This is a genomic window from Commensalibacter sp. A3DC, assembly GCF_047307945.1.
Taxonomy (GTDB): domain Bacteria; phylum Pseudomonadota; class Alphaproteobacteria; order Acetobacterales; family Acetobacteraceae; genus Commensalibacter; species Commensalibacter melissae.
This window is the reverse complement of the sequence record NZ_JAXOQA010000015.1, coordinates 22004-34611: the sequence shown is the minus strand read 5'-3', so window position 1 is coordinate 34611 and position 12608 is coordinate 22004. Positions and strand designations below refer to the sequence as shown.

Sequence of the window (12608 nt, the reverse complement as noted above, 5' to 3'; positions counted from 1 at the left end):
CAATATATTGAATAACACTATTTGCAAAAACAATGAGTAACTTCGGAATTAAAAGAATTTTAATTTTATCTTTGATAACAATATTGTTATGCACAACAAATTGTAAAAATAATACACCTCACAATTCTACCGGTCCCTATATAGGGATCAATAATGGGGTTCAACCATAATAATAAAATCTATAATATTACGAATTATAAATATTTAACCACGATAGCAGGAAAATATCATTTTTGATATTCATTTATTTATTCAAACATGGCGGAGAAAGTGGGATTCGAACCCACGGTACAACAGAATTGCACAACGGTTTTCGAGACCGCCCCATTCGACCGCTCTGGCATCTCTCCACAAACAGAAACAACCATGATTTTTTATAAAACCAACGAATATATAATCTATTCCTTCAAAGAAAACCAGATAAAATATTCAAACTTAACGGAATTATGAAAAGAAATTTATTAAACAATTTGTATTTATTTAAATAGCTTATTGACTTTTTACTTTAAAAATCAATATAAACAAGACTTCACAATAAATATATTCCTGTTTTGTGGGATATTGATAAAAAGAAACTAAGTTAGGTTTTCTAACAAGAGTTTGAAAAATTAAAGGGTTTATTATGTTCGCAATCATCCGCACAGGTGGAAAACAATATCGCGTTACACCTAATATGGTTCTAAAAGTTGAAAAACTGGATACCGAGGCAGGTAATACAGTCACATTCACCGAAGTTTTAAGTGTCGGTAATGAAGGAAACTGCACAATCGGAACACCTGTTGTTGAAGGTGCCAGCGTTAAGGCAACAGTTATTGCGCAAGATCGTCTTAAAAAAGTCATTATTTTCAAAAAACGTCGCCGTCAAAACAGCCGTCGTAAAAACGGACACCGTCAACCTGTAACAGTTTTACGAATCACTGAAATCAACGCTGCTTAGTTCTAGCCTAAACAGACCATATTGATATTTTTAGAATAGGAGAAAAAAATGGCCCATAAAAAAGCCGGAGGTTCATCCAGAAACGGACGCGATACCATTGGACGTCGTCTTGGCGTTAAGAAATTTGGTGGACAGCATGTTGTTGCTGGAAACATTATCGTTAGACAACGCGGTACAAAAATCAAACCAGGTCAAAATGTCGGTTTAGGTCGTGATCATACCATTTTTGCCCTTATTGATGGAAATGTACGATTTGAAAGCCGTTCAAAAGGTAACGTGCATGTTTCTGTGGATGCAATCAGCAACGCTGCAGAATAGATCAAAATATACTTAAACAATTTTAAGTATTGACTATTATACGAAGGGTCGATTCAATAAGAATCGGCCCTTTTATTTTAAAGGTTTTAGAACATGAAATTTCTGGATCAAGCTAAGATCTATGTTAAATCAGGAAATGGAGGCGATGGTGCGGTCGCCTTTAGAAGAGAGAAATATATTGAATTTGGTGGTCCGGACGGGGGCGATGGCGGACGTGGTGGCGATATCATTTTTGAGGCAGTTGACAATTTAAATACTTTGATAGATTTTCGCTATACCCAACATTTCCGTGCCAAAAAGGGTCAAAATGGATCCGGAGCCAATAAAACTGGTGCAAATGCAGAAAATATCTGTATTAAAGTTCCCATAGGCACACAAATATTTGCCGAAGATAAGGAAACCTTGCTTGCAGACCTAAATCAAAAAGGGAAAAAGATAGTTCTTTGTCGGGGGGGAGATGGAGGATTTGGCAATACACGTTTCAAATCCAGCACAAACCGGGCACCCCGTCATGCTGATAAAGGTTGGCCTGGAGAAGAACGTTGGGTCTGGTTGCGATTAAAGCTTATTGCCGATGTAGGATTAGTAGGCTTACCCAACGCAGGAAAATCAACCTTTCTTTCTGTTGCCTCTGCTGCCCGGCCAAAAATTGCCGATTATCCGTTTACAACCCTGCATCCACAACTGGGAATGGTAAGATTGTCACCAACTGAGGAATTTGTCCTAACAGATATACCCGGTCTCATTGAGGGGGCCCATGAAGGCAATGGATTAGGTGATCGTTTCCTAGGACATGTTGAACGATGCAGTATGCTATTGCACCTTATCGATGCAACAGCTGATGATGTTGTCAACAACTGGAAAATTATTCGCAATGAATTGGAATCCTATCAAACGGAACTTGCCAATAAACGGGAAGTGATTGGACTTAATAAAACTGATCTGCTTACCCCTGAAGAAATTCTGCAAAAACAAAAAGAACTGGAACAAGCAAGTGGACATAAGGTTTTCCTTCTTTCAGGGGCTACCCATAATGGGGTGAAAGAAATTTTATTTTATTTACAGAACTACATAACAAAATATAAACAGGATATAATTTTAAAATCAAAACATTTCAGTCCTATATAATGAAAAATCTACATCTTAACCAAGCCCGCAGAATTGTTATAAAAATTGGCAGCGCCTTATTAATTGACGGGAAAAATGCTTGCGTTCGTCAATCATGGCTAGAAAGCCTGATAGAGGATATAATCCATTTACGTCAGCAAAATTGCCAGATTTTAATTGTATCTTCAGGTGCGATCGCTTTGGCACGTTACAAGTTAAAATTAAATCGATATAAGCTTCGCCTCGATGAAAAACAGGCTGCCGCCGCAATAGGTCAAATCAAACTGGCTCAGACCTGGCATGAGGCTTTCGCTGCCCATAAAATCACAACTGCACAAATTTTATTGACTCTGGATGATACGGAAACGCGGTTACAATATAGCAATGCCCGTTCAGCCATTGAAACACTTTTGAAATTAAACTGCATTCCCATCATTAACGAAAATGATACCGTTGCCACTTCCGAAATTCGTTTTGGAGATAATGACCGGTTGGCAGCAAGAGTTGCAGAAATGGTCAAAGCTGACCGGCTTATCCTTTTCTCGGATATTGACGGGTTATATACCGCAGATCCCAAAACCAATCCATCAGCCAAGCATCTTGCCTCAATTCCTGAACTTACTCCACAAATTTACGCCATGGGAGGCAAGGCGCCAACTGGATATTCATCAGGTGGCATGGCAACAAAACTGGCAGCTGCAAAAATAGCCACAACTGCAGGATGTGCCATGGCAATCGCTTATGGAAAACTGCTTCATCCTCTCAAGGCCCTTCAAGAAGGAGCAAGATGTTCATGGTTTCTTCCCAATCGCAAACCCTATCCTGCCCGTAAACGCTGGATTGCTGGAAGCATCTCGACCAAAGGCACTATTTTTATTGATAATGGCGCGGAAAAAGCATTGAAAAACGGAAAATCTTTATTGCCTGCCGGTATTATCAAAGTTGAAGGCCATTTCCAACGGGGAGATATCATTAAAATTGCCAACAAGAATGGAAAAATTGTCGGAAATGGTATTTCTGCTTATGATTCTTCAGAAATCACTCAAATTATAGGTCTTCAAACTGATAAAATTAATTCCCAACTGGGCTGGGACGGCCCCAATGAGGTTATCCATCATGATGATATGGTGATTATTCCCCCACTTACAGCGGCGGCCAACGTAAAATAGGTTCTTTACGTTTTTTTAAATTAATAACCTCCTTTTTTTCATCATGAGAAGAGGGAGGGTCATATAATCCCCCCTCCCCATTTTCTACATAAATTTTCTGAGCCTGCTTATCAAAGTTATTTTCCGGTTTCTTAACCTCTACCTTACCAATATTCTCACCAAATTTATTCAGGGATGACCGCGATACATCACATGAATTCTGATTTGAAATATCAGAAGCTGCAAAACGCTTTTTCAAGGCAGGTAAGGGATAAACATAATTTTCAGGCTCATACAATTTTTTTTCTGAATTTTCTATTTTACCTGCTTTTTCTGTATCATCTCGATGATTGGCAACCACTTGTATTTTAGTTTCCGAACGAGGCCGCAAATCAGCCGTGCGCTTTAACAAGATACGTAATTGGGCCTGAATATCCTCCATTTGTTGACTTAAATAATTTAAACGTCCTTTTAGCCCAAAAACAGCAAAAGGCATAAACAAAAAACAAATTCCAAAAGTAACAGTCAATATTAGGATAACAAACTGCGCCCAAGAAGGGATCCACTCTGGAAAAGTTAAATTCATGATATTATTTCAACAATTTTATTAAATCTATATTCTACTACATACCCAATGCACGACGATAAACATCAAAAAGGGTTTCCTGTTCTTCCACTTCAGCAGGCTCCTGTTTACGTGCCCGAATTATCCTTCTGATTACAGGAACGTCAAATCCCGCCGATTTTGCCTCAGCATAAATATCTTTGATATCATTTGCCAACCCTTTTCGCTCCTCTTCCAAACGCTCGATACGTTCAACAATTGTCCGAAGACGATCAACGGCGATCCCTCCGACTTCGGGTTTATTATCAAATTCATTCATCCACTTTTCCTATTTTGATTTTTTTTAAAATATATTTAAAGCTGTTTCTATTCATTACGTAACCCTGCATGCCAGGTCAATCGCCAATAGCCTCAGAATATGAAAATTTTAATCCTTTGAAAATTTAAAGAATATTTTTTCCTGTTTTGAAAACCATGTTACTATCAAAAAAAATATTACAGAGTAGATTCACAAAATATATACGATTCAAAATAATATTCAAAAATTAAACTTTATAGAATGTAGAGAGACCAAATTTATGGAACAGACACAAGCCTATGCGCCTTTTGATATTATCATTTTTGGGGCAACAGGCGACCTAACTGCAAGGAAATTATTACCCGCATTGTATTATCGTTATCTGGACAAACAAATTCCACCCCAAACTCGTATTATCGGTACAGCAAGATCACCTTTGACAGACGACGATTTTAAAAAACGCATTCATGACGGATTGGTTGAATTTGTTCAAGAATCCTATCAAGATCCAGAAAATATTAGAAATTTTTTAAATCTTATTTCCTACGTCAGCTTAAATGGTGCAGAAGCTGATAGCAACTGGCCAGAACTGCAAGCGAAATTCGAACATAACAAGGCTAATGATATTCGCATTTTTTATTTCGCGACTGCACCAAGGTTGTATGGTGATATTTGTGACAATCTTGCATTGAAAAAACTGATCACTCCGACAACCCGTATAATCCTTGAAAAACCCATTGGAACCTCGTTAAAAACTGCCGAAGAGATCAACCAGCGTGTTGGCAAGCATTTCCCTGAAAATAATATCTACCGTATTGATCATTATCTTGGCAAGGAAACTGTTCAGAATGTTATTGCCCTTCGTTTCGCCAATCCAGTTTTTGAACGGCTTTGGAATTCGGATGCCATTGACTACGTCCAGATTACAGCTGCTGAAACCGTAGGGGTGGGTAAACGGGGTGGATATTATGATGGAGCTGGCGCATTAAGGGATATGGTTCAGAACCATCTTTTACAGGTTTTATGTATGGTGGCCATGGATCCTCCCATTTCATTAAATGCCGATGACCTGAGAAATGAAAAGTTAAAAGTCCTTCGTTCTTTAAAACCCATGACGGAACAGGATATCAAGAATAATACTGTTCGCGGCCAATATACATCATGCGTTTACAAAAATGAAAAAATACCCGGATATCTTGAGGATCTTGGTAAGGATCAAAGCAATACAGAAACTTTCATTACTTTAAAAGCCGAAATCAATACCGCCCGTTGGGGAGGTGTACCATTTTACCTGAGAACAGGAAAGAGGCTTGCAAAAAAAGTCAGTGAAATCATTATTCAGTTCAAACCCTCCGCCTGGAATCTTTTTGCCACGCCACCAAAAGCGAACCGTCTTGTGATTCGTATTCAACCAGACGAGGGTGTTTCATTATCCCTGCAAATCAAGGATCCACAAAAAACCTATACGAATTTACGCAGCACCTCAATCAATATCGAATTTCCTACAGCCTTTCATATCCGCTACCCCGATTCCTATGAAGGGCTTTTGATGGATGTCGTCAAAGGGGATCCCATTCTTTTCATCCGTCGTGATGAAGTCGAAGCTTCATGGCGCTGGATAGAACCCATTCTTGATGGTTGGGCAAAAAATCTAACCCCACTGACATATTATAAGGCTGGTAGCTGGGGACCACAAGAAGCTCTTGACCTATTAGATCGGGCAAATCATGTTTGGCACGAAAATATGACAGAATAGTGATTGTTGATCACCATGATTTTATCAATTCAAGTCATGGTGGTTAAAAAACTGCATTTAAAGATAAAAAATTTAATCCATAAGATGGATAGATGTTAATGAATTTTTACTTATTAATAACTACCTAAAAATTATTTATAGAATGAATTCATGGTTTTTGTTTTTATCTTTTCCATTCTAATTTGATGTTCTTTGCAACGACTTCATTTTGAATTAAATAAAGTCTTAATATTGATTATCCAATTCCATTTTTTAACTTAATTATATAATTCCATTATTTGATCAATCTGAAAAACTGATGACAAAATCCGATAGACCTGCATTTTCTCCATCAAGAAACTCTTTAAAGAAAAGGATAATACAACGCGTGATTGTTGCGCTACTCTTATCTGGCGGTATTATTTTTTGCCAAGAAATGGGTTGGTTAAATCAATTGACCGATCAGTTTGTAAGACAGAAAATCGACTGGTCTAATAATCAATCTGTAATAAAATATCTAAAACAGACCATCACAGATAAAAATCTAACAGAAATCCCTCTTAGATGCTTAATTCCCGTGATCAACAATGATGATGGATCAACAATTTTAAATGTTGAAATTCATGAAAAACACAATCAGGAATGTCTGAATACAAGAAAGAATTTTCCGACAATTTTTACCTTTCGTGTTAATAGGCGAAATGGTAGTATACAAATTGATAAAAATACACCCAATCATTTTTATCCGCTTCATTAAATAATCATTATATCAACTTTCATAATGAATCAATCTTCCTCTCCCCCTACTGTACCACGTCGTAGTTTCCTAACCCTGCTTACCGCAAGTTCAGTAACGGTAGGAGGTGTGGTTTGCACATGGCCTTTTATAAACAGTTTAAACACTCAAAATACCACCATCACTCATAATTACACGGATGTTGATATTTCCTCGCTTAAAGAGGGTCAGCAAATTACCGTTATGTGGCAGGGACATGCTGTATTTATTCTTCATCGTCCAGCCAAAACACTTGCACTTTTACAGGACAAAGAACTTTTGATCCGTTTACGTGATCCAAGCAGTAAAGAGTTGCAACAACCTCCCTATACAAGAAACTGGCACCGATCAATTCAGCCAGAAATTGCGGTTTTGATTGGTGTATGCACGCATCTCGGATGTATTCCAAGCCTTAATTTGGGAAATTCACTTGGCGGATATTATAATTGTGCGTGTCATGGATCTAAATTTGATTTGGCGGGAAGAGTATATAACAATGTTCCAGCGCCTTATAACCTTCCCGTTCCCCCCTATAAAATTTTAAAACCCGGAATTCTTCGTATTGGTGAAAACCCAGAAGGGGAAAATTTTAGTTTCACATCCATAATGCAGCTTTAAAATCATTCACCTGTTGGATATTTTATAAAATCATCTTGCTTTTTGCACGAAATAGCGACATCTTAACACCATCAGATAGCCAGATGATCGCTATTTACATGATCTGCATCGTAAATAGAGGAAAGTCCGGGCTCCACGGAAAAACGGTGCCAGTTAACGACTGGCGAGGGCGACCTTAGGGAAAGTGCCGCAGAAAACAAACCGCTTGCCAATTTATTTATAAATGCAAGTAAGGGTGAAAAGGCGTGGTAAAAGCACACCGCATGACTGGCAACAGGAATGGCATGGTAAACCCCACCGGGAGCAAAACCTAATAGAGGTAACAGATTTACAGCTAAATCAGGGTTTTTCCGCCCTGTTACCTGGGTTGGTTGCATGAAATACGGTGCGAATCGTATTCAAGATGAATGATCGTCATTTATGTTTCATAAAAACAGAACCCGGCTTACACGCTATCTGATTTTAATTTTATCCATAAATTTCCATCAAGATGCAAAACTATAATTTTTACGGCATTTTAACGATACTTCATATACATCTCAATCATGATTTTATGAAATAAAAGTGATTTCCAGCGTAATTATTTGACCTCCCATATTTACCCATGATATCCCAAAGGCTATAATGTAAAACAAAAGCAAAGATCAATATCAATTCAAATTAAATCTGGGATAGCCTGTAATGAATTTATTCCTTGGATCACATCAAAATCGACTGGATGCCAAAGGAAGAGTATCTATTCCAGCAAATTTCCGTTTAAATTTACGCAAAGAAAAAACCACCAAGGAAGAACTTTCCTTTATTCTTCGCCCCTCTCATACTTTACCCTGTATCGAAGGATGGCCATTTGCCATTTTCAACAAACTGACCGCCGTATTGGATGATGTCAACATTCTTTCAACAGAACATAATGACCTCGCAACCCTTATTTACGCCCAGGCCTGGCCTATTGAAGTTGATCGTGAGGGAAGGATTATCCTTCCTGACATTCTAAAACAACATGCCAACTTGACCAATAAGGTCACTTTTATGGGACTTGGGACAATTTTCCAAATTTGGGAACCTGTAGCCGCACAAAAACATTATGAATCCGTGCTTAAACGAACAAAAATGGTCATTCTGCCACACGCCGCCAAGGCTAAAACTGAGCAAGCGGACCAATAATCATGGCCGACAATTATTCAGCAATTGATATCAATGGTCATTTCCCCGTCATGCTTAACGAAGTAATTGACCTTTTACAACCAAAATCCGAAGCGGTTTATATTGATGCAACCTTTGGTGGAGGTGGGTACAGCAAGGCCATTCTTTCCGCTGCCAATTGCAATGTATGGGGAATTGATCGTGATCCCGATGCCATCAAGCGAGGACAAAAAATTGTTGACGACTATCCCACGCTTCGTCTTTTACAGGGAGATTTTGCTCAACTTGAAACGCTTGCTCATGAAAATAACATCCTATCTCTGGATGGTATTGTTCTTGATCTGGGAGTTTCCTCTTTTCAGTTGGACGAGGCAGAAAGAGGTTTTTCATTCCGGTTTGATGGACCGCTGGATATGAGAATGAGTAAATCTGGAAAAACTGCGGCTGATCTTGTTAACCAGTTGTCCGAAACCGAATTGGCAGATATTCTATGGTATTATGGTGAGGAACGTTTCTCACGTCGTATCGCTCGAGCCATCATTCAGAATAGACTTGAAAAACCTTTTGAAACAACACAACAACTGGCAAACCTGATTAAAAGGATTGTTCCATCCAAAAAAAATGAGATTAATCCCGCAACTCGATCTTTTCAGGCCCTAAGAATTGCCGTCAATGATGAATTGACACAAATCAGGCAAGTCTTAACAAGTGCACTTTCCCTTCTTAAACCAGATGGAAAACTGATTGTTGTCTCATTTCATTCCCTGGAAGACCGTATTGTCAAAGAAATCATGAATCAGGCAACTGGCAATATTGCAGGTCCTTCAAGACATCATCCTCAATCCCTACATCAAAAATCCGAACTGATTAAGTTTGAAGCCCTAACCCATAAGCCTCTTCGCCCTTCAAAACATGAAGCCCTTTTAAATCCCCGTTCACGAAGTGCGAAATTACGAGCCATTAAACGTCTTGCAGGGCAGAAAACAAGGAGTATATCCTGATGATAATCCGTCCATTAACGTTATTTTGCTCAGTACTTGCCGGTCTATCTGGAATGATCCTGTACACTCAAAAACATAAAACCACCGTACTGGACCATCAAATCGCCAAGATTGTGCATGATACGGAACGGCTAAAAGCCCGGACGGCAATGTTACGGACAGAATGGACTTTACTTAATCAGCCTGACCGTTTAAAAACTCTGGCCAACAATTTTCTGCCAAAATTGCACCCTTTGGCTCCCACTCAATTTGTACAAATGTCATCCTTGCTCAATGTGCTTCCTCCCATTCAAAAGGAACAGATCGAGGATAAAACACGCAAACAGCTACTCCTTGCGGTCGCTAATAATCATGGACAAACCTTGAACAACCCTGATGACAAGCCCAAACCTGCTATTGTTTCAAGTAATAGTAATATGACCAGGCAACATCATGACTCCCCAACAAAACCGAGCACTTCGGATGAAGAAAACCAATCTGCATCCTTCAATTCCCCTTCCAGAAAACCCGAAATCTACACTGCTAAAAAAACAAACAATACAATTGATTCCTCTGATGATATTTCAAACAAAAACATTAAAAAATCTCCTATCAGAAGCAAACCTGTTCAAAATGTTAGGGATGATGACGAAAATCTAGCAACCAATGATTTCCCTGATATCCCACGAATTGATAAAAAAAATATCAAAACAACAGCCTTAATCAAAAAATCCGCTCATAAACCTGCAGTTCGACCTGCATTTTCAATTGCTGACAGTTCCGAGCCGATGTCAATTGTAAAAGAAAAGAATAACAATGGCACCATTGGTAAAAAAGAAATACACACCGTCGTATCGACCAAAGCAAAACCAAAACATGCGGCGCCGGTAAAAATCGCCCAAAACAGCAAACAAAAACAGCATTATCATTCTGAATCAGCCTTTGGGGACGACGCTAATGATTCCCTACCCGCACCTGTTCCTTTTTCTCAATGAATTCTATAAAGTTAAAATAAATGATAAATTATGGAAAAGGTTCACAAAAGGGTCAACCTTATAGACAATCTTTTGAAAAAAGAAAAAAAAATCAAAAAAAAAAAATTAATACCTATCAAATAGATAAAACCAGACTTCGCTTATTTATCACAGCATGCGGCTTCTGCGTCATTTATGGCGCGGTTATGCTAAAATTAATTTTCGCAACCATCATAGCACCTTTGCCCCCTCAAAAACAGCAAATCGCTCCCCAGGTTCCTCCAATTCCAATTAGCGATCCAAAAGGAACCATTGCTGGAGATTTTTCGTTACCTCAAATCCACAGAGCCTCTATTATTGACAGAAATGGACAGATTTTGGCCATTTCTCTCCCCGTGGCACAGTTATATGCAAATCCTGTTGAAATTATTGACCCTGACGATGTTGCTCAAAAACTGAAATCCATTCTCCCCAATCTAAATCTTGAAAAAACCACTCAAAGACTCTCGTCTAAAAAACAGTTTGTTTATATAGCTCGCGATATTTCTCCAAAACAGGAAATTGATATCAATAACCTTGGCATTCCAGGAATTTATTTTGAAAGTGGCGAACGCAGACATTATCCACTAGGACGATTGGCAGCCCATATTCTCGGCAGCGTGGATATTGATGATCACGGTATTGCAGGTATTGAGAAATATCTTGACCAGCGCTTGATGAATGATCATTCCTCTTTAAGATTATCCATTGATACTCATGTTCAAACCGCGGTACAGGAAGAAGTGGAGGCAGCGATGCAAACTTTTCAGGCAGAAGCTGCATGCGGTATTATTATGGATGTTCATACCGGGGAAATTCTGGCAATGGTGAGTTTACCCGATTATGATGCAAATTTTTTCAATAAAGCCCCCCCAAATCAAAGATTCAATCGCGCCACAAACGGGATGTACGAACCTGGATCAACCTTTAAGCTTCAAAACGCAGCTATGGCTTTGGAGGTTGGCGGTATACACATTTGGGACCGTTTTGCAACAGCACCAGTCAGGGTGGGTCGCTTTACCATTCACGACTTGAAAACAGATCATTTTGCTCCCTATCTTTCCTTACCTGAAGTATTGGCATATTCCTCAAACCCTGCATCTGCACACATCGCCCTTGATGTTGGGGGAGAAAAACAGCGTGCCTGGTTACAAAGAATGGGTTTTTTAGCACGCGTTCCAATTGAACTACCCGAAGCAGGTCGTCCTTTGGTGCCCTCTGCCAGAAATTGGGGAATATCCACCATCATGACTGTCGCCTTTGGTCACGGTATCGCACAATCCCCATTAGCCATTGTTCGTGGAACCGCGGCAACAGTGAATGACGGTTACCTGATCAGGCCCACTCTATTATCAAGACAGGATGAGACAATGCCTCCGGTAATTATTGATCCAACCTCATCTAGAACTGACATACCTGATGGAGAAAAAGTTATTTCCGATAAAAATTCCCTTATTCTAAGGAAAATACTTCGTTTAGATGTTACACAGGGAACGGGCAAAAACGCAGAGGTTCCGGGTTATTTTGTAGGAGGGAAAACTGGTACCAGTGAAAAAGTGGGAAAAGGTGGGGGTTATTTAAAACATGTCAATGTATCAGCCTTCACTGCTGTTTTTCCGATGAACAATCCCCGATATGCTGTCTATGTCATGCTGGATAGTCCAAAGCCAACCAAATTTACCCATGGCTGGACAACAGCCGGATGGAATGCGGCACCAACTGTATCCAAAATCATTGCACGTATTGGACCCATGCTTGGATTATTTCCAGATATAAAGAATGCCGGAAGGATAGATAATGAGTTATCCATTCCTCTACGTCCTGCAGTTCCTAGAGGAGTAAAAGCTCTCGGTCCAGGAAATGATCCGGGCGATCCTCGTCTTAATCGACAAACAAAATCCGCATTAAAAACAAAATCTAGACACAAAAATATATCACCCTCTTCCCCCTCAGAATAGTCAGTTCCGTTTT

At 39.2% G+C, this 12608-nt stretch carries 13 protein-coding genes, 1 tRNA gene and 1 other RNA gene; 12 read left to right on the top strand and 3 right to left on the bottom strand.

What is annotated here, in order from left to right:
- Positions 1–259: 259 nt before the first annotated feature.
- Positions 260–350: transfer RNA gene (locus tag U0839_RS03170), tRNA-Ser, on the bottom strand.
- A gap of 272 nt (positions 351–622) precedes the next feature.
- On the opposite strand from U0839_RS03170, the gene rplU reads away from it, so the two are divergent.
- From rplU to proB, 4 genes are all read left to right on the top strand, one after another.
- On the top strand, positions 623–937 hold the full coding sequence (rplU, locus tag U0839_RS03165; RefSeq protein WP_155565821.1) for a 50S ribosomal protein L21: 315 nt from the start codon (positions 623–625) through the stop codon (positions 935–937).
- Between the two features lie 48 nt (positions 938–985).
- Positions 986–1255, top strand: a complete 270-nt coding sequence (rpmA, locus tag U0839_RS03160) for a 50S ribosomal protein L27 (RefSeq protein WP_110438451.1) — start codon at positions 986–988, stop codon at positions 1253–1255.
- Between the two features lie 93 nt (positions 1256–1348).
- Positions 1349–2383 carry a GTPase ObgE gene (gene obgE / locus U0839_RS03155; RefSeq protein ID WP_110438452.1) on the top strand — a complete coding sequence of 345 codons (1035 nt, stop codon included), beginning with the start codon at positions 1349–1351 and terminating at the stop codon, positions 2381–2383.
- The gene (gene proB, locus U0839_RS03150; protein WP_155565822.1) at positions 2383–3531 is read left to right on the top strand and encodes a glutamate 5-kinase; all 1149 of its coding nucleotides are present in this window, start codon (positions 2383–2385) and stop codon (positions 3529–3531) included. Before obgE ends, proB begins: the two co-directional genes overlap by 1 nt.
- Here the strand turns inward: proB and U0839_RS03145 are convergent.
- Together U0839_RS03145 and U0839_RS03140 are read right to left on the bottom strand one after the other, a co-directional pair.
- Positions 3506–4096 carry a hypothetical protein gene (locus U0839_RS03145; protein WP_155565823.1) on the bottom strand — a complete coding sequence of 197 codons (591 nt, stop codon included), beginning with the start codon at positions 4094–4096 and terminating at the stop codon, positions 3506–3508. The genes proB and U0839_RS03145 overlap by 26 nt on opposite strands.
- Positions 4097–4133: 37 nt before the next feature.
- Positions 4134–4394 carry a DUF2312 domain-containing protein gene (locus tag U0839_RS03140; protein WP_110438455.1) on the bottom strand — a complete coding sequence of 87 codons (261 nt, stop codon included), beginning with the start codon at positions 4392–4394 and terminating at the stop codon, positions 4134–4136.
- Between the two features lie 259 nt (positions 4395–4653).
- On the opposite strand from U0839_RS03140, the gene zwf reads away from it, so the two are divergent.
- From zwf to U0839_RS03100, 8 genes are all read left to right on the top strand, one after another.
- Complete coding sequence (gene zwf, locus U0839_RS03135; protein WP_110438456.1) at positions 4654–6129, top strand: glucose-6-phosphate dehydrogenase; 1476 nt, start codon at positions 4654–4656, stop codon at positions 6127–6129.
- 298 nt (positions 6130–6427) lie between these two features.
- Complete coding sequence (locus U0839_RS03130; protein ID WP_155565824.1) at positions 6428–6865, top strand: hypothetical protein; 438 nt, start codon at positions 6428–6430, stop codon at positions 6863–6865.
- Between the two features lie 24 nt (positions 6866–6889).
- Positions 6890–7501, top strand: coding sequence for a ubiquinol-cytochrome c reductase iron-sulfur subunit (gene petA, locus U0839_RS03125; protein WP_110438458.1), 612 nt, complete (start codon positions 6890–6892; stop codon positions 7499–7501).
- 71 nt (positions 7502–7572) lie between these two features.
- An RNA gene (gene rnpB, locus U0839_RS03120) (RNase P RNA component class A) lies at positions 7573–7965 on the top strand.
- A 217-nt stretch (positions 7966–8182) separates the two neighbouring features.
- Entirely contained in the window at positions 8183–8665 is a 483-nt protein-coding gene (mraZ, locus tag U0839_RS03115) for a division/cell wall cluster transcriptional repressor MraZ (protein ID WP_122123948.1), read from the top strand.
- Between the two features lie 2 nt (positions 8666–8667).
- Positions 8668–9645, top strand: coding sequence for a 16S rRNA (cytosine(1402)-N(4))-methyltransferase RsmH (rsmH, locus tag U0839_RS03110; protein WP_155565825.1), 978 nt, complete (start codon positions 8668–8670; stop codon positions 9643–9645).
- Positions 9645–10619, top strand: a complete 975-nt coding sequence (locus U0839_RS03105) for a hypothetical protein (protein WP_155565826.1) — start codon at positions 9645–9647, stop codon at positions 10617–10619. The genes rsmH and U0839_RS03105 overlap by 1 nt, the downstream gene beginning before the upstream one ends.
- Before the next feature lie 20 nt (positions 10620–10639).
- Positions 10640–12595: a peptidoglycan D,D-transpeptidase FtsI family protein gene (locus tag U0839_RS03100; protein ID WP_155565827.1), complete on the top strand. Its 1956-nt coding sequence runs from the start codon at positions 10640–10642 to the stop codon at positions 12593–12595.
- Positions 12596–12608: the final 13 nt, after the last annotated feature.